Source organism: Desulfosarcina sp., from assembly GCF_046496365.1.
Classification (GTDB): domain Bacteria; phylum Desulfobacterota; class Desulfobacteria; order Desulfobacterales; family Desulfosarcinaceae; genus Desulfosarcina.
Map to the genome: position 1 here is coordinate 39,312 of NZ_JAWOHB010000161.1, position 19,736 is coordinate 59,047.

Annotated in this window: 22 protein-coding genes; 1 reads left to right on the forward strand and 21 read right to left on the reverse strand. The window is 55.1% G+C overall.

The features are described from left to right. Window positions 1-10: 10 nt before the first annotated feature. From R6V78_RS16555 to R6V78_RS16650, 20 genes are all read right to left on the reverse strand, one after another. The gene (locus tag R6V78_RS16555) at window positions 11-772 is read right to left on the reverse strand and encodes a flagellar basal body L-ring protein FlgH (RefSeq protein ID WP_410290489.1); all 762 of its coding nucleotides are present in this window, start codon (window positions 770-772) and stop codon (window positions 11-13) included. Window positions 773-782: 10 nt separating this feature from the next. Beyond that, on the reverse strand, window positions 783-1,787 hold the full coding sequence (gene flgA / locus R6V78_RS16560) for a flagellar basal body P-ring formation chaperone FlgA (protein ID WP_410290490.1): 1,005 nt from the start codon (window positions 1,785-1,787) through the stop codon (window positions 783-785). 5 nt (window positions 1,788-1,792) lie between these two features. Continuing rightward, the gene (flgG, locus tag R6V78_RS16565; RefSeq protein ID WP_410290491.1) at window positions 1,793-2,581 is read right to left on the reverse strand and encodes a flagellar basal-body rod protein FlgG; all 789 of its coding nucleotides are present in this window, start codon (window positions 2,579-2,581) and stop codon (window positions 1,793-1,795) included. Window positions 2,582-2,660: 79 nt separating this feature from the next. Beyond that, the gene (gene flgF / locus R6V78_RS16570) at window positions 2,661-3,407 is read right to left on the reverse strand and encodes a flagellar basal-body rod protein FlgF (protein ID WP_410290492.1); all 747 of its coding nucleotides are present in this window, start codon (window positions 3,405-3,407) and stop codon (window positions 2,661-2,663) included. A gap of 211 nt (window positions 3,408-3,618) precedes the next feature. Next, a complete protein-coding gene (locus tag R6V78_RS16575; protein ID WP_410290493.1) occupies window positions 3,619-4,068 on the reverse strand; it encodes a hypothetical protein in 450 nt (149 codons plus the stop codon). 79 nt (window positions 4,069-4,147) lie between these two features. After that, a complete protein-coding gene (locus R6V78_RS16580) occupies window positions 4,148-4,906 on the reverse strand; it encodes a FliA/WhiG family RNA polymerase sigma factor (RefSeq protein ID WP_410290494.1) in 759 nt (252 codons plus the stop codon). 157 nt (window positions 4,907-5,063) lie between these two features. Then, on the reverse strand, window positions 5,064-5,951 hold the full coding sequence (locus R6V78_RS16585) for a MinD/ParA family protein (RefSeq protein WP_410290495.1): 888 nt from the start codon (window positions 5,949-5,951) through the stop codon (window positions 5,064-5,066). Window positions 5,952-5,970: 19 nt separating this feature from the next. After that, complete coding sequence (locus R6V78_RS16590) at window positions 5,971-7,521, reverse strand: Ada metal-binding domain-containing protein (protein ID WP_410290496.1); 1,551 nt, start codon at window positions 7,519-7,521, stop codon at window positions 5,971-5,973. After that, complete coding sequence (gene flhA / locus R6V78_RS16595; protein WP_410290497.1) at window positions 7,511-9,622, reverse strand: flagellar biosynthesis protein FlhA; 2,112 nt, start codon at window positions 9,620-9,622, stop codon at window positions 7,511-7,513. Before flhA ends, R6V78_RS16590 begins: the two co-directional genes overlap by 11 nt. A 265-nt stretch (window positions 9,623-9,887) precedes the next feature. Then, a complete protein-coding gene (flhB, locus tag R6V78_RS16600; RefSeq protein WP_410290498.1) occupies window positions 9,888-10,955 on the reverse strand; it encodes a flagellar biosynthesis protein FlhB in 1,068 nt (355 codons plus the stop codon). A gap of 3 nt (window positions 10,956-10,958) precedes the next feature. Then, complete coding sequence (fliR, locus tag R6V78_RS16605) at window positions 10,959-11,747, reverse strand: flagellar biosynthetic protein FliR (RefSeq protein ID WP_410290499.1); 789 nt, start codon at window positions 11,745-11,747, stop codon at window positions 10,959-10,961. Between the two features lie 5 nt (window positions 11,748-11,752). Further along, complete coding sequence (gene fliQ, locus R6V78_RS16610) at window positions 11,753-12,022, reverse strand: flagellar biosynthesis protein FliQ (protein ID WP_410290500.1); 270 nt, start codon at window positions 12,020-12,022, stop codon at window positions 11,753-11,755. 14 nt (window positions 12,023-12,036) lie between these two features. Then, window positions 12,037-12,843: a flagellar type III secretion system pore protein FliP gene (gene fliP, locus R6V78_RS16615; RefSeq protein WP_410290501.1), complete on the reverse strand. Its 807-nt coding sequence runs from the start codon at window positions 12,841-12,843 to the stop codon at window positions 12,037-12,039. Then, window positions 12,840-13,217, reverse strand: a complete 378-nt coding sequence (gene fliO, locus R6V78_RS16620; RefSeq protein WP_410290502.1) for a flagellar biosynthetic protein FliO — start codon at window positions 13,215-13,217, stop codon at window positions 12,840-12,842. The genes fliP and fliO overlap by 4 nt, the downstream gene beginning before the upstream one ends. Next, complete coding sequence (gene fliN, locus R6V78_RS16625; protein ID WP_410290503.1) at window positions 13,214-13,573, reverse strand: flagellar motor switch protein FliN; 360 nt, start codon at window positions 13,571-13,573, stop codon at window positions 13,214-13,216. The genes fliO and fliN overlap by 4 nt, the downstream gene beginning before the upstream one ends. Before the next feature lie 3 nt (window positions 13,574-13,576). Beyond that, the gene (gene fliM / locus R6V78_RS16630) at window positions 13,577-14,560 is read right to left on the reverse strand and encodes a flagellar motor switch protein FliM (protein ID WP_410290504.1); all 984 of its coding nucleotides are present in this window, start codon (window positions 14,558-14,560) and stop codon (window positions 13,577-13,579) included. Window positions 14,561-14,569: 9 nt separating this feature from the next. Then, window positions 14,570-15,028: a flagellar basal body-associated protein FliL gene (gene fliL / locus R6V78_RS16635; protein WP_410290505.1), complete on the reverse strand. Its 459-nt coding sequence runs from the start codon at window positions 15,026-15,028 to the stop codon at window positions 14,570-14,572. 386 nt (window positions 15,029-15,414) lie between these two features. After that, complete coding sequence (locus tag R6V78_RS16640) at window positions 15,415-16,644, reverse strand: flagellar hook protein FlgE (protein WP_410290506.1); 1,230 nt, start codon at window positions 16,642-16,644, stop codon at window positions 15,415-15,417. A 29-nt stretch (window positions 16,645-16,673) separates the two neighbouring features. Continuing rightward, complete coding sequence (locus tag R6V78_RS16645) at window positions 16,674-17,354, reverse strand: flagellar hook assembly protein FlgD (protein ID WP_410290507.1); 681 nt, start codon at window positions 17,352-17,354, stop codon at window positions 16,674-16,676. 54 nt (window positions 17,355-17,408) lie between these two features. After that, on the reverse strand, window positions 17,409-18,137 hold the full coding sequence (locus tag R6V78_RS16650; RefSeq protein ID WP_410290508.1) for a flagellar hook-length control protein FliK: 729 nt from the start codon (window positions 18,135-18,137) through the stop codon (window positions 17,409-17,411). A gap of 429 nt (window positions 18,138-18,566) precedes the next feature. Between R6V78_RS16650 and R6V78_RS16655 the strand changes: the two genes are divergently transcribed. Further along, window positions 18,567-18,707, forward strand: coding sequence for a hypothetical protein (locus tag R6V78_RS16655; RefSeq protein WP_410290509.1), 141 nt, complete (start codon window positions 18,567-18,569; stop codon window positions 18,705-18,707). Between the two features lie 368 nt (window positions 18,708-19,075). Here the strand turns inward: R6V78_RS16655 and fliJ are convergent, their stop codons facing one another. Further along, window positions 19,076-19,537 (reverse strand): flagellar export protein FliJ, encoded by a 462-nt coding sequence (gene fliJ, locus R6V78_RS16660; RefSeq protein ID WP_410290510.1) that lies wholly within the window; start codon window positions 19,535-19,537, stop codon window positions 19,076-19,078. Window positions 19,538-19,736 lie beyond the last annotated feature (199 nt).

The following is a 19,736-nucleotide window of genomic DNA, read 5'->3' on the forward strand; positions in this document are numbered from 1 at the left end:
GATCCTTGTTTTAAAAGGGCCACACCTTCATGACGATGGCAGTCAGCCAACCCGGCTTCTGGCGGTCGTCGACCACGCCGGTGCCGCTGTAAGCGATCCTGGCATCGGCAATATAGGTGGAAAGCACCTGATTGTCGGCACCGATATCGCGAGGCCGAACCACACCGGTAAGCTGGATGATCTGATTTTCATTATTGATCAGCACCTCTCTCGAACCGGTGACCACCAGGTTGCCGTTGGGCAGCACCTGCGTCACCAGCGCCGTGATATAGGCATTCAGATCTCCGCTGCGTTTGGTGGTTCCATTGCCCTCGAATTCGCTTTCAACCCCGCCGGCGATCTTTGAAAAGGGGTTGAAAAAAGAGTGCGTGGACGGGTATTTTTTTTCCAAATTGAAGAATGCATCCACACTGGCGCTCAGAGATGAAGAACGGTCCGTCGCCGTACTGGCCTTGTTGGTGGCAGCCGACGATTCAGCGATTTTGATGGTGACGATATCCCCCACGGATCGGGCCTTCGGATCGACAAACAAGGCTAACATCGGCGCGTCGTCCTGCCATAGCGAACCATTGTGCGAGACGTTGGGAATAGACGCCGGAGCCACAGCGATCGCCCCTGGCTGCAGCGGTTCATGATTGGGCGCCTTGGATTGAACCGGACGGGCCATTTTGGAAAAACCGCCGGCACAACCAGCCAAAACGACTCCCAGCAACATCACCACGGCCAATGGCCCTAAGCCGACTGCCAGACCACTGTTAAATCGACAGTTCATTGTCATCTCCTTAAAAATCCACGGCAACCGAACCCGGACCGGTCACCCGGGCAGTGATGATGCGGCTGGAATCCGTATTCATTACCCGAACCAGGTCGCCTATACACCCTTGCTGCTTGACCATGCCGGTGGCGGTAATGGTCAAAGGACCGGTGTTGGCGACAATTTTGACAATGTCGCCCCGCTTGACCAGCGGCGGCAACGCAATCATGCTCAACTGGAGCACCGTGCCGGGATAGACCATCTGGGTGGCCCGGCTTCCTAAAGCATCCTCCATATGCCTGACCGTATCCGATGGCAGATCCGCCAGATCACGGCGTTCAACCTTTAGGTCTGCCGGGTCGATATGCTGATGCTTTCCCAAAGGTTTGATCACGGTGACTACGTCCGTCATAACGGATAGGGTCGCGTTCACCCAGGTCTTGCGCACGGGTTCGCCGTCCACGAACAGGTGCAGGGCCAACCTCGTGCGTCCCAGATAGTCCTCATTGCGGGAGGGAACGATGCGGTAGGTGAGTTCACCCGTGGGCAACGCCATGGCGTCATCCAGGGTGATCTCACGGATGGTCACATCTTCGTTTTTCCACGGCATCCGGTTGCGAATGGCAGCTTCAACGGCTTTTTCGATACGCTTCGATGGCAATGTGGCGCTATTGCGGGTAATGCGAACGTCTGCAGGCCCCTGGAAGGTTATTCCATCGACATCCAGGCCGGCCTGCTTGAGACGAATGCAAATATAGTCGATGTCGACGAATCGCGTCTTGCCGGGCAGGGGTGCGGTGGCCACAACGGTTGCCCCCAGGGATTTCAAAGACATTGCCGATACGCCGGAAACGGTGGCAATGTCAGCCAGCCGAACCGCATCCCGATCGAGGGTGACCGCCGCTTTGAGGGTCAAGGTGATACGTTCTGCGCAGACGGCAGCCGATGCGGGAAGCAACAGCACATGCAGCAGAACCAACCCTGCCCATAGTTTGCCCATGCTACCGGCGCGCATGCATGCGTGAGTTGTCATCGTGGCTACCTTTTCAGATTGGTTGCTGTCTGCAGCATCTCGTCGGATGCCTGGATGGTCTTGCTGTTGGTTTCATAGGCCCGTTGCGCCACAATCATGTTGACCATCTCATCCACGACGCTCACATTGGACATCTCCAAGTAACCCTGTGCGATGGTGCCGAAGCCGTCCTCACCCGGTGTTCCCGTGGTGGCATCTCCCGAAGAGGCGGAGGGGACGTAAAGGTTCCTGCCGATGCTTTGCAAACCGGCCGGATTCACAAAATTGGCCAGTTCGATCGTGCCGATTTCCGACGGCTGGTTCTCCCCGGCCAACAGCACGGAAACCGTGCCGTCGGTCCCGATGGAAACGGATGTGGTGTCTGCCGGAAGGGTTAACTCAGGCTCCATGGGGAATCCGTCGGATGTCACCACCCGGCCGTCGCTGTCCAGTTTGAATGTGCCTGCCCGGGTGTAACCGGTTTCCCCGTCGGGTTGGATCACCTGGAAAAAACCGCCGCCTTCGATGGCCATGTCCAATTGATTCTGGGTGTGGGTGAAATCTCCCTGGGTAAACATTTTCTGCACGGCGGCCGGACGGGTGCCATGCCCCACCTGGATCCCGGTGGGGACCTGGGTGTCTGCGGACGACGACACCCCCGGGGACCGGAGCGTCTGGTAGAGCAGATCCTGGAAATCCGCCCGGCTTTTCTTGTATCCGGAGGTGCCGACATTGGCCAGGTTGTTTGAAATCACATCGATGTTCAAGGTCTGGGCCTGCATTCCGGTGGCCGCTGACCACAAGCTTCTGATCATGGGTTCCTCCTTGACGGTGGCTGCACGGGGATACAACCTGGGATGGCAGCTGGAGCGACCCCAGGTGCCGGTTGATTATTCATATGGTTTTGCCCACATCGTTGATGCTTGTGGATGTGGCTTCGTCGGCGCTTTGGATCACCTTCTGATAGGCATCAAAGGCCCGGGATGTCTCGATCATCTCAGTCATGGCCAGTATCGGATTCACATTGGCGGTTTCGATATGTCCCTGGCGCAAAGCGGTGCTTTCCGGCCGTTCCCCTGAAATGGACGCATCCGTTAATTCGAACCGCCCATTGCCAACCTTTTGCAGGGTATCGCTGCCCGGAAAATCAATAATCTGCAGGCGGCCGACTTCGTCGCCGTCCAGGAACACACCACCTTCCAAGTCGATGTCAACCCTTCCCGCCTCCAGGGTAATCTCGCCACCGTCCCCCAGCACCGGATAACCGTCCTGGGTGACCAGCACACCCTCGGCATCCAGCGTAAAATTTCCCTGACGGGTGTATTGAACGCCATCAGGCGTCTGGATGGCAAAAAAACCGCTCCCGTCGATGGCAACGTCCAGGGAGTTGCCCGTTGACCGAATCGCCCCCTGATTGAAATCAATGACCGTGGCAAAGGGCGGTGCATAGGGCGATAAGGCTTGAATTCCTTCAATTGACGTCTCAAAAACCATCGGTTCCGTCTCTTCCGGGATCTGGAATACGGACCGATCGCCTTTATAGCCGATGGTATTGATGTTGGCCACATTGTTGGCCAGCACCTCCAGACGAATTTGCTGAACCAGTGCGCCGGCTGCGGCCAGGTACATTCCACCACTCATGGGGATCACTCCTACACAATTGTTTATGCAGCGTTCCTGCCTGCCGATGGTTCTGCAACCTGTGTGCCACAACCAAATCTTTCCAATTTTCCTGGGTTCTCAACCGATTACAATGCGCCAAAAATCACCACGCCTGAAAAAAAACAAAAACCGGTAGGCAATAAGTGCCATACCGGTCCATGGCTGCATTTAAAAATGCACGACGAAAAATTCAGGCTTTCACCCGCATAACCAGGGAGACCTCCGCTTCAGGTAGTTGCAGCTGGCGGGCAATCCTTTCAACGGCGATACCGTTTTGGGCCATGGGTAAAATCCGGTCATAGGGCGTTTGTCGATCATCCGCACCGGAAATCGCTTCCGCCGGGTAAGCGTCCACAGCTTCAGCGATTGACGGATTTCTGACGATTGTGCCCAGTTTTTGTCGTTCCTGCGTGATGGTTCGCGCCAGTGCAGCAAGAATCGTATCGGTTTTCTGGGCCATCAGGAACATGAGCGCCCGATGCTGGATATCGTGATCCGATTGCGCGTCCTCGCTTACCAGACGGCCCACGCAATTCACACGGTCAGCATGCCTGCGGTAAATCAATCGTTTCAAAGTAAACATCCCGATGAGCAGTGCGACCATGGAAACGCCCCAAAATTCATAACTGGCTTGCAGCATGTTCACCTCTTTCCCTTATCCTCGATGCAATGACCGCTATCGACCGGCGATGGGTTGATTATTTGCGGGGTCGGGCGCATTATTCTTCCAACAGGCCTTCCCGGCGCAGTTTGCTTCTCAAATGAATGATGGCTTGGGCATGAATCTGCGAAACGCGCGACTCAGTGATGTTCAGGACCTGTCCGATCTCCTTCATGGTCAGTTCATCGGAATAGTAGAGCGATACCACCAGCTTTTCCTTTTCCGGCAGCAAGTCGATGTTATTGGCAATGGTGGATTTAATTTCCTTCATGGTGGTCAAGGACAGGGCATCATCGGCATCTCCATTGACCAGCGAACTGGAAATGGCCGTGGCATCGCCTTTGGACGTATAGCCGATCTCTTCAAAACTGACAAAGGAGATGCTGGACATTCGCTTCACCTTGTAAAACTGGTCCAGATCCATATTCATCTCTTCGGCGACTTCTTCATCGGCCACTTCCCGGCCGAGTTGCTGCTCCAGCTTAAGGTAAGCCTTCTCCAATTCGCGGATTTTCCTGCGTGTGGTCCGGCCCAGGAAGTCGCGCGATCGCAGTTCACTCAGTACGGCGCCTTTGATGCGAAAAACGGCATAGGTGATAAATTTGTTGTCCCTGGTGGGATCGTATCGTTCGATGGCCTGAATCAATCCGATCACCCCCACATTGATCAGGTCATCCACTTCTATGGTGGCAGGCAGATGCACCGCAATCCGGTTGACGATGCGCTTCACATAGGGAAGGTATTCATTGATAATCTGATTGCGCAGCAGATGGCTCTCTTTTCCGAAGCATTCTTCTCTTGATCGCGCCAAATCCATGTCATTGCTCCATGTCTGGGAATTCTTCCGTTATGCCTGTGGTCCAACCACCTACCCGTGGCGTCTAAAGATGAATCTTCCCCGGACCCTTCTGGCCCATGTTATGTTCAGTGGTAATCTGTTTAGTCCGATTTCGGTCCGTTGCCGCGATCATGGATCACACAATATCCTGCCAGATCAAGGGTCGGTTTTCGGACCGGGGAGTCATCGGTTCCGTCCGGGCAAGTTTGTGGGCCAGTTCGGCAAAGTTTCGACTTGCCTGGCTCATGGGCGCCATTTCGCTGACGACCTTTTGTTTGCGGACCCCGATTTTCACATTCTCATCGGCCAGCACGCTGCCGAAATATTCGATGGATATATCCAGAAAGCGATTGGCCACCAGGCAGAGTTGCCGGCTCACATCATCGGCTTCTCTGGCATTTTTTGCCTGATTGACAATCAGCCTGAAATGCTTTTCCTGGTATTTGACCGAAAGAATCTTCATCAACGCGTAGGCATCGGTTATGGATGTCGGGTCCGGGGTAACCACCACCATAATCTCGTTGGCCGATGCATTGAAATAGAGCACATTGGAGGAAATGCCGGCGGCCGTGTCGATCAGCACGATATCATAGCTCGACAGCAGCGCATTGAGTTCATGGAAAATATCCATTTTCTGAAGGGGTGTCAGTCTGGTCAGTTCCTGAATCCCCGAGGAAGCGGGCAGAATCTTTAAATTCCCTGGCCCGCTGATGATTATTTCCGACAAATTTTTCCGGCCTTCGATGACATGGGAGAGATTGTACTGCGGCGTCAGGCCCAACAGCACGTCCAGGTTCCCGAGGCCCAGATCCGCATCGAAAATCAGAACCCGCTGGCCGGATTTGCACAGGGCATACCCCAGATTGGCGACAATATTGGTTTTACCCACACCGCCCTTGCCGCTGGTGATGGCGATAACCCTGGCATGTGCCGGCTGCGTGGCCTCATTTCTCAACATCGCATGCCTCTGCCTTCTTTTCTGGTTCAGGCTGATGATCCGTCCGGCTTTCTCGATAGTATGCATTACCTTATGTTCTCCCAGGTTATATGGCACTTGCACGCTGATAACCCAAAGTGCCCGTCACCGATTCTCTGACCATGGCGAGGTTGCAGCATGCCCGGCAAGGCTTGAACCCTTCGTTGATAGCCTGTTCAATGCTGGTGAACGCGGCGATATTTTCCACATTGATCCGCTTTACCGACTTGCAGGTGGGGTGGTGAAACAGTTCTGAATTCCGGTTGGCAACGTATTTCATCGATCCATGCTGATACGGGTTAAAAAACGGACCCGCATTCCGGGCATCGCCCTTGCCGGGAAATGCCTGCACGCGTGCGCCTGCGAATGGAAGCGTGCCAGCCACCGGCCGCCCGTAGATCTGCGCCTGGCCACAGGAGTTGGCGAGGCCTTTTTGACCCAGATCGTTTTCCGGTTGACTTGAAAACGCCTCAGCGCACGCGGCGGTCGCCGGCTGCGGCATGTCACCGGCGCAACAAAAGTCGCTCAGGAAATGGACGGAAGTTTTCTGCAGATTATCGAACAGGTCGACCCCGTCCGCAAAGAATGAGGATGGCAGGCCTGTCTCCTTGAGCAGATTCAACACGGTCGAATTACGGCCGTACGCATCCATATGGGCAAACAACAGACGATTGACGCCAGCGGGCAAAAAAAACGTCACGGCGGCGGCGAGCACATCGGAGCGGGCCGTTGCATTGAGAACCAGATGAATCTCGTCCGGATCGGCCAGCCGGAGCAACCGGCAGACTTCGTCCAGCATGGCCTGGTCCCGGCTGCCCATTCCCGGGGTATCGATCAATACCACCTCGGCGTCCGCCAGATCTTCCAACGCGGATTGCAGCCCATCGCCGTCGTGAACCGTCTTCAACGGCAGGTTCATGATGCGGGCAGCCTTTTTGAGCATGCCGTTGGCGTCGATACGGAATCGATCGAGGCTGATCAAGCCGGTCCGCCTGTTTTCTGCCATCCGGCAGTACCTGGCCAGTTTTGCCAGCGTGGTGCTTTTTCCCACACCTGGCGGCCCCACCAGGGCAATCATCGTGCGCGCCTTTGCCGCCTCATAAAAGGGATCGGCCAGCAGGGTCTCTGGATCAGGGTGCCGGACCGATCCATTCAACCCCGCCGGGTCTGCAGTCAGTGCGTCGTCCGTGCCGCGGCGGATGGTCTCCGCTATGGCAGGTTTTACCCGCTCAAAAACCCGTCGCGGTGACAACCCGACGCCCCCTTTTACACCGTGTGGGCCTTGTTCATCGGCGACGATCCGATTTCCGGGCAATTGCTGCGCATCTTTGACAACCGTGTTGGGCAGCGGCAGCGTGGACAGGGAAACACGATCGGTCTGCGCTTCTGCATCCAGCGCCTGGGACAGCGTGCCGGAAAAGGCATTCTCTTGGCGGGCACCATTTAACGCGTAATCTGCTGCGGCGGTAATTTCAACGCGCTTATTTCGCAGGGCACTGAAAAAACCGCCTGAGCGTATCTCCTTTGCCGACAGGATCACCGCATCGTCGCCAAGCTCGCGCTTTACCATACGAAGGGCTTCGGTCATATCGGCAGCTTCAAATCGCTTAATCTGCATCTGAGGCCTCCACGGTGCCAACTATTTGTATCTTGGCGCTGCTGACAATCTCATCATAGGACAACACCGCCAGACCCGGAATGAACCGCTCAGTCAACTTTTTGAAATGACTTCTGATCTGGGCTGAGCAAACCAGCAGCGGCGGAACACCCAATGATTTGTAATCCTTCATCTTAACACTCAGGTCATCCATGATGGACTTGGCATAGGCCGGGGCGATGGCCAGAAACATGCCCTGATCGGTTTTCTGAAGCGATTCGGCGACTTTTTTCTCAACCCGCTGATCCAGCGTGAGCACATGCATCTTTCCATCTTCCGCCTGAAAAAAACTGGTGATGGTACGGGCCAGCGCCTGGCGCACATACTCGGTCAGAACATCCAGCTTTTTGGTGCTTGGCGCCCAGTCTGCCAATGTTTCCATGATCGTCAGCAGATCCCGGACCGGCACCTGTTCCTGCAAAAGATTCTGGATGACCCGCACCACGCCTCCCAGGGACATGAGATTGGGCACCAGTTCCTCCACCACCCTGGGATGGCTGCCCTTGAGCGTATCGAGCAGCTTCTGGACTTCCTGTCGACCGACCAGCTCGTGGGCATGGCGGCGGATCACATCGGAGAGGTGCGTGGTAATGATCGTTTCCAGGTCCACCACCGTGTAGCCTTTTGCATTGGCATCTTCGCGGGAAGCGGGTTTGATCCAGAAAGCCTCAAGACCGTAGGTGGGTTCCCGGGTGGCAATTCCATTGATGGCTGTGTCGGCGGTGCCCGGATTCATGGCCAATAAATGGTTGATCATCAGATCCCCGCTGGCCACTTCGATCCCCTTCAATAAAATGGAATAGGCGCCCGGTTTAAGTTTCATGTTGTCCTGGATGTGAATGGAGGGCACCACGATGCCGACCTCCTGGGCAATCTGCCGCCGAATCGACTTGATGCGTTCCAGCAGCTCTCCATTTTGCTCCACATCCACCAGAGGGATCAGGCCATATCCGACTTCAAGTGCCAATACATCGATGGGTGGCAGCGGCTTGAACGATTCCGGCGGGCGCTCTTCGGCCTTCTTCTCCCCTTGCAGGGTGATGGCCCGGTCCTCTTCCAGTTTGGCCCGCTGTGTCTGAAACACGAGGAAGGCCACGAATCCGGCGGTGGCGGATAATATCACAAATGGAATTGTCGGCATGCCGGGAACGAGCCCGAAACCGAACAGAATTACAGCTGCGACCACAAAAGCCCGGGGCTGAACCAGTAGTTGGCTTCCGATTTCCAGGCCCAGGTTCTTCTCGGCTCCGGCGCGGCTCACGACAATACCGGCTGCGGTGGAGATAATCAGCGCAGGGATCTGACTGACCAGCCCATCGCCGACGGTGAGCAGGGTGTATGTCTGAGCGGCATCGGTGAAGTTCATGTCTTTTTGAAAAACACCGATGGCCAGGCCGGCCAGGATATTCACAAAGGTGATGATGATCCCTGCGATGGCATCGCCGCGCACAAACTTGTTGGCGCCGTCCATAGCCCCGTAGTATTCCGCTTCGCGGCTAATCTGACGACGACGCTCCCGGGCCTGATCTTCATCGATGAGCCCGGCGTTCAGGTCGGCATCGATGCTCATCTGCTTGCCGGGCATGGCGTCCAGGGTAAATCGGGCGGCCACTTCGGCGATCCTGCCGGCGCCCTTGGTGATCACCATGAAGTTGATGACCACGAGAATCACAAAGACTATGAATCCGACGACATAGTTGCCACCGACCACAAAGTTGCCGAAAGCCATGATCACCTTGCCGGCAGCCTGGGTGCCCTCGTTCCCATTCAGGAGAATCATTCGTGTGGAGGCCACGTTCAAGGAGAGCCGGAACAGGGTGGACAGCAGCAACAGTGAAGGAAAGGAAGACAGATCCAACGGGTTGAGAATGTACATGCCCACCAAAAGAATAATCAGGGACAAGGTGATATTGAATGAGAGAAACAGGTCCAGCAGCATTGCCGGAATGGGAATGACCATGACCATGAGAATGGACATGGCGGCGAACCCCATCAGCACATCGGAGTTGTTGGCAACAAAATCGAACCGGTTCAGGTACTGTTTGCGTTCGGCAAGTTCCATGGTGCGTAATGGGGCTCCTTGATTGGTGAAACTTTCAGGGATAATTAGCACGTTTCATGCCTATTTCCGCCCCGAGTAGAACACACGCCCGGCCGCAAATGGAATAACTTGATTATACAATCAATTTGTAATTTTTAGATGCGCAAGATGAGCATTCACCGGTCGGACTGAAAGCGGGAAGCGCATCCGTCGAGCGTCAATTAATTGTCCCGGGAGACGGCTAAGGCGTGTGGCGCCCGTGCACCTTGGCACCCGACAGGGGCGATCAACGCTTGACGAGCCCTTTAAGGCGATAGACATAGGCAAGAATCTCGGCAACGGCGCGGTACAAGTCGGCCGGGATGAAATCGCCGATCTCGGTTGACCTGAACAGGGTTCGGGCCAGTGGTTTGTTCTCCACCGTGGGGACGTCGCTTTCGGCGGCAATGGATTTGATCGTCTGGGCAACAAAACCGGCACCCTTGGCCACCACTTTGGGCGCCGGCATCCCGTCTTCATATTTGAGCGCGATGGCCAGATGGGTGGGGTTGGTGATGACCACGGTGGCTTCAGGCACCGCCTCCATCATGCGCCGTCTGGCCATTTCACGCTGGACGGACCGGATTCTGGCCTTGACCGACGGGTCGCCTTCGCGCTGCTTGTATTCGTCTTTGACCTCCTGCTTGGTCATTTTCAGGTCCTGCTGATGCTGCCATTTGGTGTAGGCAAAATCGAGAACGGCCATGAGAAACAGAACCATGCAGGTATACAGACCCATTTGGAATGAGACCTGGCCGATAAATTTTAAAATGTTGCCGACGCTTAACTGCATGAGACCGGGAATCTGGTCCACATAACGGTTGAGAACGATAAAGGCGACCCCGCCGATGATGCCCAGTTTAATGATCGATTTGGCCAGTTCGACCAATGATCGCAGGGAAACCAGCTTCTTGAGCCCACTGATGGGATTGAGCTTGGCCAGATTGGGGGTCAGCTTCTCTCCGGTAAAGAGAAAACCGAACTGGGCGACATTGCCGACGACGCCGGCAGTCATGACCACCAGCATAAGGGGCGTGAGAACAACGACGCAACTGAGAAAAATCTCCCAAAACAAGGTATGCATTGTTTCGGTTTCCATGCTCAGCGAGCCGGCCCGCTGGTACATGAATCGCATCATGTCCGTCATCCGACCGAACATCCATGACCCGCCAAAAAAAATGACGCCGATGCTGCCGGAAAGGATTAACACGGAAGGAATCTCGCGGCTTTGGGCCACGTTGCCCTTTTGGCGGGCATCCGCAAGCTTCTTGCCGGTGGGTTGTTCGGTTTTGTCCTGGCTTTGCTCCCCGGCCATGGATCACCCCGCCGGTGCCATCAGCCGGATCAGGTCGAACAAGGTCGCCTCGTAGGACGCAAACAGATCGATCAGAAAAGCCGTCAGATAAGGGGTGACGATAAGCATAAAAACCAGCCCGATCAGAATCTTGAGTGGCATGGCCACGATGAAAATATGCATCTGGGGAACCGTCCTGGCCACCAGGCCGAGGCCGAAGCTGACCACCAGCAGAACCGCGATCAGAGGCGCGCCCACCTTGACGGCGACCACAAACATATTGGTGGCCAGCTGCATCATCATGCCCACCAGTTGGGGGCTGATATGCATGGACAGGGGTGGAAGCATTTTATAGCTGTCCACCAGGGCCGCAAAGAACATGTGGTGGGCGTTGATAGCCAGAAACACCAGCATGGCCGTCAAATTATAGAACTGCGCCAGTATGGGGATCTGGGCGCTGGTAGCCGGATCGACCACATTGGCCACGGCAAAACCCATCTGAAAACCGACAATCTGTCCGGCCAGCTGAATCCCGGAAAACAGCAGCTTCACCGAAAGCCCGATGGTCACGCCGATGGCAATTTCCGAAACAATGCCGACCGCGAAGGTCATCAGGCTCAGATCCCGCACGGTGACCACCGCATCCACCGTCGGCAGCAGCAGAATACTCACGGCAAAGGCCAGACCCGCCTTGAAGGCGACCGGGATGGTTTCGGTATCCAGAACAGGAGCGCTGAAAACGATGGCGGCAACCCTCAGAAAAATCAGCAGCACCCCGTAAAAGGCGTCAACGGGGATATTCAGCGTCGCCATGTCATTTATCGGATGTAACTGGGTAGATTGATGAACAGGTTCTGGGTATACCCGATAATAATTTTTATCATCCAGGGGAAAAAAAACAACAGGGCCAGGGCCACGCCCAGCATTTTGGGCACAAACACCAGAGTCATTTCGTTGATCTGGGTGGCAGCCTGGAACATGCTGACCAGCACGCCGATAATCAGCCCCACCGTCAGCATGGGAGCGGCAAGAAAGATGGCCGTTTTAATGGCCTCCAGAAAAAAGCCGGTAATAAATTCAGGGGTCATGGACCATTGCTCCTTCAGGCAAAGCTTTTCACCAGGGAACCGACGATCAGATGCCATCCGTCGGCAAGCACAAAAATCATGAGTTTGAACGGCAGCGACACCATAATGGGTGGCAGCATCATCATGCCCATGGAAAGCAGGACGCTGGCCACCACCATGTCGATAATCAAAAACGGAACGTAGAGCATAAACCCGATCTGAAAGGCGGTCTTCAATTCACTGATGATGAATGAAGGAATCAATACGGTGGTAGGCACCTCGCCGATGTTGGCCGGGCGCTGCATTTTTGACACCTTGACCAACAGGGCAAGATCTTTTTCCCGGGTCTGTGAAATCATGAACGTGCGGATAGGCCCCAGGGCCTTGTCAAGGGCCTGTTTCTGATTAATCTCTTTGGCGATGAGCGGTTGCAGGGCGTCCTGATTGACCTGCTGCCACACCGGTGCCATCACATAAAAGGTTAAAAACAGCGACAGGCCGATCACCACCTGGTTGGGCGGCAGTTGATTGGTTCCCATGGCCTGCCGCAGCAGGGAGAAAACGATGGCGATGCGGGTAAAGGAGGTCAGCATGATCAGGATGGACGGTGCCAGGGAGAGCACCGTCATCAGCAGGAACAGCTGCATGACCATGGCCACTTTGCCCTGATCGGCCGCCTGATCCAGCCCGATGCTGATCAACGGCGCCGGCGTCTGCCCCCAGACGCTGCCGGCAAAGATGGCCAAAGCGACCAGGACGGCCGCCGACAACCCGATCCAGACAACCGGCCTTTTCATCCGGCCACGCACTTCGACCTGGCGCGGGGTGAACGTATTTTTCAACGGTTTTCCTTTCCTTTGAACCCGTTGCCAAGCTTTTTCAAGCGTTCGGACAGCATCGGCCCGAAGGATTTGGATTGATCAACCGGCATCTGCTGCCGGACCACATCGTCGTCAAGGGTATCCAGCAGGTTGATGCGGTCACCGGTAATACCCAGCACCAGAACCTTTCCCGGTACACGGACCAGCGAGATTGACTTTTTGACCCCCATGTAATGGCTGTCCAGCACGTGGATCTGCTTTGCGCCGCCGGCGCCCATGCGTTGATTGGTTAATTTCCGGATTCCATACAATAGGCAAAGGATCATGGCCAGCACCACACCCAGAGAGGCGATCATCTTCAATCCGGCGGCGAGCATGTCAGGTGTCCCGTTCATCCCAGTTTCTCCACCCGTTCGACGGGGCTGATCACTTCGGTGAGGCGGATGCCGTATTTTTTGTTCAGCACCACCACATCGCCCTTGGCAATCAAGCGGTTGTTGGCCAGGATTTCGAGGGTGTCACCGGCCTCCTTGGGCAGTTCGATCACAGATCCCTGACCCAGCTTAAGAAGGTCATTGATCAACATCCGGGTCCGCCCCAGTTCAATGGTGATTTCCAGGGGGATGTCCAGCAACAGGTCCAGATTATCATTGCCACCGGCGGTTTCGCCAGAGTGGGAAACCGCCACCCTTCCGGCCTGCTTTCCACGCGCGGCAGGTTCGGACAACGCAGGATTCTTTTTTTCCGCCATCGATTATCCCTTTCCCCGGTCCTGATCGACCATTTCAGTGATTTGAACGGCCTTGCTTCCCTTAACGACACCGGGCATCCCCAGATATTTGGGAACGCGTTCGATGTTCACGTTAACGTGGTTCTGGGGGCCGGTGTTCAAACGCAGGATGTCGTCCACCTCAAAGTTTAAGATCTCCTGCACCGTGTATACGGTTTTTCCAAGCTCCGCGACGATGCTTACCTCGGTGCGTCCCAGCAGTTTACGGATTTCATCACCAAATGAACTGGCGCGGTCTTTTTCCCTGAGATAGCTGGAGCTCAGCTGATCCTTGATGGGTTCAAGCATGAGATACGGCAGGCACAGGTGAATATTACCCGAAAACGATTCCGCACTGATGGCGAAGACGACAATAATCAGTTGATCACTGGGGTTGACCAGATAAACGAATTCGGGCTTGGTTTCAATCTTTCGCACAGTCAGACGGAGGCGATATGCCGCTTCCCAGGCGGTTTCCAGATCCTTTAAAACCGCCAGGGCGATCCGCTGGAGCATCCGCCGTTCGATCATGGTGAATTCGCGGATTTTTTCCATCGGCTTTCCCCCACCGCCGAACATGCAGTCGATCAAAGAGAAAACCAGATTGGGCTCAAAGGCCATCAACGCCGATCCGATCAGGGGTTCCATGCCGAAAATGATAAACCCCGTTGGGTTGGAGAAAGCCTTGATGAATTCGCCGAATTTGACGGTTTCCCGCGAGATGGCCTTAACCGATACGTTGCGCTGGAAAAGGCTGGACAAAGATCCCTGAAACAGATTAACAAACTTGTCGTAGACCTCTTCCAGCGCATCGAACTGGCCACGCTGCATGATGTTCTGTGAGGTAAGGTCATACGAACGGATCTCGACGGCGGCCTCCTGTTTTTCTTCGGCAACATCGATCTCTCCGCTGTCCATCGCCGAAAGCAGCGCATCAATTTCCTCTTGTGACAGAATCTGGTCGGCCATGGTCGATTCCTATTGTACGACAAACTCGGTAAAGTAAATGTTGTTTACACGGCCCTTGGTCATCAGGCTGTTGATCTTTTCCATCACCTGGCTGCGCAGGGCGACTTTCCCTTCGCTGGTGCTGACATCGTCATAGTTCTTGGTGGGCAGAATCATCAAGATGGCGTCACGAACCTGGGGCAGCCGGCTTTCGATACTGGCAAGCGCTTCCGGGTCGCTGAGTTCAAGCGCCATGGTCACCCGCAGATACCGTTTGCCCCCGTGATCGGCCAGATTGACGATCATGGTATCCAGTGAATATAAGGGGCCGATGACATTCTCCTCTTCTTCGACAGACAGATCATCAACTTTAGATGGATCAAGGGGAAGTTGCGAAACCTTGTTCCAAAGGATGAAAAAGCCTGCCCCCACCATGCCCATAAAGAGTACGGCAGCCACAACAATGATGATCAACACTTTCTTCGACATTCGTCACCCTCCACCGAATGGTTTTATCACTACCGATATTGGTGAATCATTCAGCCACTGCGATGGGAATTAGCATGTTGCATGCCATTCCCTTTCAGATCCCTGTGGAATTGCCGCAATGGGTGAGATCGCTGCCTGTTTGGCTGCGAGGGTCGGTTTGACTGGACTTTAGAACCTAAAAAAATGCCACAACCGACGTGAAATTCGGGCTTGGAGAAAATGAAGGCGCTGGGAAGGGGGCAAAACAATGCGCAAAGTGTCAATTATCGCCCATCAGAGTCAAGGCGTTGACAGAAAACCGTCGCCGGAGCCCAGACGACTGCCGGTTGCGGGCAAGGCTAAAAACAGACCATTGCCCACAGCCGGCCCCGTGATGCCTGCAAGGCTTAGCGTTTGATGCTCAGCAACTCGGCCAAGATCTCGTCACTGGTGGTGATGACCTTGGAATTGGCCTGGAAGGCCCGCTGGGTGGTGATCATTTCAACGAACTCGGTGCCCAGATCCACGTTGGACATCTCCAGGGTGCTGGGGGCGATAGAGCCCAGGCTGGCCGTATTGGGGGGGCCCACCAAGGGTTGACCGGAGGAGAGCGATTCCGCATACAGGTTGCTGCCCTGTTTGGCCAGGCCCGAATAACTGGGAAAATCGGCCAGGGCGATCTGGGCAAAGGGAATCATGGACCCATTGGAGTATATTCCGGTAAAGTAGCCGTCCTCATCGACGGCCACGGATTGCAGACTCCCTGAAGGATAGCCGTCCTGACTCTGGGCGGTTTTGCTGGATTCGGAGGTGTATCCGGTGATACTGCCGTCGGATGTATTGGCCGCGTCAAGATAGTTCCAGGTGATGTTCAAATCCGCCGCCGGACCGATACCAGTAACTGCAATGGTCGGATTCGCATTGGCGGGTACACAAGCAGCTGGATTCAGGTCACCGGCAGCATCGAAAACAAGAGACCCGGTCGATGCGCTGGCCGCGGCGGGGTTGTTGTGGTCCACCGTCACCGCCCAGTCCCAGCCGGTGGCCGTCCGCGTGAACCCGATGTCCAAAATGGCCTCCGAACCCAATGAATCGTATGTCGTAATCGAACTCATGAACGTATCCCCGGCAGCCGCACCGCTGTCCAGGTTCATTCCAAAGGAGATATTCTGGGTGGGATTGGGTGCGCTGGTGCCGTTGGGCAGGGAAATGTTATCGATACCGCCAACGGCACCGGTAGCCGGGTCGATGCTATAACCCTGGACGATGAATCCATCCGGGCTGACCAGGCTGCCGTCCTTGTCCCACTCGAACTGACCGGCCCGCGAGTAATAGGTGATGCCGTTGCTGGGGTCGTCGACAACGAAGAGCCCGGTTCCGTTTATGGAAAGATCGGTGGCGCTGTTGGTATTTTCCAGGGAACCGGCCTGCCACTGGGGATTGACCCCGTTCAAGGTTACCCCGCGGCCGATCTGGAGATTGTTCTGGCTCAGTGATGCGCTGAAAATGTTGGCGAAGGATACGCGTGAGGCCTTGAACCCATTGGTGTCCACATTGGCAATGTTGTCGCCGATAACGGCCATGGCGCTGGTGTTGGCTTTCAATCCTGAAATGCCTGAATACAGTGAACCGATCATGGTAACTCTCCTTTTTGGGCGGTTGATTTTTAGCTGTCGGCCGGGGTACCCGTTTCCTCGATACGGATCACTGAGGAGATGGGCACTTCATGGTCATTGATCAGTAGGTTTGTGGCGCCGGTTTTATAATCGACGCCGGTGACGACACCGGTGGTGTAGCTGTTGGCACTGACGATGGATCCATCCGTATTCATCGCCATGATGGTAAAGGTGTAAGGGCCATCGGCAACGGTCGTGCCGTTGGCATCCCGGCCATCCCACTGGACCTGTTGCTCACCCGCTGCCCGGCTGCCTGCCTGGATATCGGTAACGAAACTGCCGTAGTTGTCGTAGATCTGGAGATAAACACTGTCCGCAGCATGGGTCAGGTCAAACCGGATCGGATCCGGGTTTCCGCCGTTAACCCCGAACAGACTGCCGGTAGCAGTGACTGTCTTACCAATGAACCCCGATGACTGAATGTTGTTCAAGGTCGATTGATAGACTTCGAATCCGCTCAGTGTCGACCCGATGTTCTGGAGTTGTTCCAGAGAGCTGAATTGGGCCAGTTGTGCGGTGAATTCGGTGCTTTCCGATGGATTCAACGGGTCCTGATGCTTCAATTGGGCAACCAGCAGCGTCAGAAAGTCGTCCTTGCCCATCACGCCGTTTTCCTGCGTTTTGGGCGTACTGGCCTGACTGTACACATCGGATACGCTCATGACCGTCATCTGGGTTCACCTCCGAAAATAGTGCTGCAAATGGTTGGGATGCCCGATCCCGGTTCAGGCGAAATAATTGACGCCATCACGGTTGGCCGGGGCATCGTCAAACACATCGCCAACACGCCGATTCAGCCCTTCCGGGTCTTGTTCAGCCGGTTGACGCCGACCGTTGCGAAATGAATGGTTTTTGAACATCTGGGCGAATTGGTCGCGACTTTGCTGTTGGTGCGCATCCGGATTGACCATGACCTCAAATTTGTCGATGGTCAGCCCCTGGCTTTGCAGTTCCGTCTTCAACTGGTGCAGATGCGTTTCGATGATCTCCTTGACCACCGGCTGATCGGTTACAATCCGCACCACCAGCTGCGCCTTTTCGGCTGCGATATTCATCTGCACATTGCCCAGAAATTCTGGCTTCAGGCGGATCTGGATCTCGGAACGGCCATGGATGGAACGCATGGCGGCTTTATCGACGATTTGATCCATCACCGTGGTCTGGAATGTTTTCACCGCGGATGCTTCCGCCCGGCCCAAAAGATTTGCCTGACCGGCGGCCTGCTTATCTGCCAAAGGGGTGCTCGGATCAGCGGCCATGGCCTTTGCGGTGTCAACAAAAGCGGATTGTGACCGGAGGTTTTCAGGGGGTGCGGCTTTGATTGAATCCGAGGCGTGATTTTTTTTAAGGTCGGTTTCAGCAGCCATTTCCACCCGCTGTGTCTGGCTTGGCCTTTCTCTGCCGCGGGAATTGGCCGGTTCATCCTCCGGCGAAGCCGTTTTTTGATCGGTCATTGCACTTACGATGGATTCCGGATCCCTGGTCGGGCCGCTGGCGGCATGTGGGTTGCGTGGTGCAGGTTCGCTTGCCTGCTTCTCGATTTCCAATCCGGAAGGGTGTTTTTCGATAACGGGTTGCCCGGTGCCGGGCTTTTGCCCATCTCCACCCGATGAAAGCCCGGTGAACGGCGAAGATGTGATTTCCTTTGAAGGCCCTTCTTTCGGCGCGGGGTTTTTAACTCCAAGGGCTGGAAGGTTATCCTGTATCGGTGGATCATTTACGCGCGCGGCTTGCTTGGCGGTTGGATTGAAACCGTTTTCTTGGGTCTGTGGATCATTTATGTGCGCGGCTTCCGTGGTGGTTGGATTGAAACCGTTTTCTTGGGTCTGTGAACCAGCATTTATCTGCCCGGTGCCGGCAAAGATGTCCGGCGGGAGGGGCGGTTGGACCGATTGGTCATTGCCGGCGGGCTGGAGTTGTCCAGCAGCCGGCGAGGTTGCCTTGGCGGAAAACACCGCTTGAATAACGGACATCACACGCTGGAAACCTTGATCGACGAACTGTCCGCCATCATGCTGGGGTGAAAGGGCGCGGATGATTCCTGGAGGAATCATTGGTGGCCCATTGCCCAGGCCTTGTTCATCCACGCTTGGTGCAACCCCCTGCCCTGCCGGCAGGGCTGCCTGGTTAAACGCGTCAACGATCAGTGCCTGCAGTTGATCGCGGGTCGGTGCGTCCGATTCAGGGTCGCAAGGCAGTTGATCGAAGAAACGCTGACCGCCACTGTCGCCGGAGGTTGTGCGATCCATCAGTTTCTGCACCCATTCCAGAAATGAGCCGGCGGCATTGTCTGTCTCTGACAGACCCGGATTGCCAAATGAATTGCCGACGGGTTTTTCCCCAGGTGTGGGTGTTGACCCGCCAACTGCCTGCATTAAACCACCCAATGGCATCATTGTCCGTCTCCACGGGTGTAAATGGTTTTTCTGACAAACTGGTTGACGGCGATCTGGTCAATAAATTTCATTTCCTTTTTCAACTCCATCTGATTGTACCGATCACACCCCTGATCCTTTAGTTTTCCCAGTATCTGGCGTTTTTTCATGGCTGCGCGCAATTCACCCTGCTTGCTCGTCTCCTGTTCCTCGATCCCGAGAATCACCATCTTCTGGGTGGCAATGCGATCCGCAAGACGGTTGAAATAGGCTTGGTAGACCACCACCTGATCACTGGACATCCCTTTAGCCTGGTCTTTTTTCATTGCCGCCGCCGTGTTCGTCTCTTTGCTGATCAAGGATTCCAGGTGGGCTCGGGCTGCCATAAGCCGCTGCCTGATTTCGGCGAGTTCCTTTTTCAGGTTGTCCTCGACAAACTGCCGATGATCCAGAGCCGCTTGAAGTTTAAAGGTGTACATCCTTACCTGGCTGCATGCTTCTGTTGGGGTGATGATCGGTCTGGTTGCTTTCCGACATGGATTCAGCAACACCTGTGCCAGTCTCCAATAAAATTTTATCTATCCGTTATCATATGAATATTATAATTTATCAGGCGTGTGGTTTTCCCGGCGGCCCCAACCGGTCGGCAACAATTGCCACGCAGGGAGAATTTTTCCT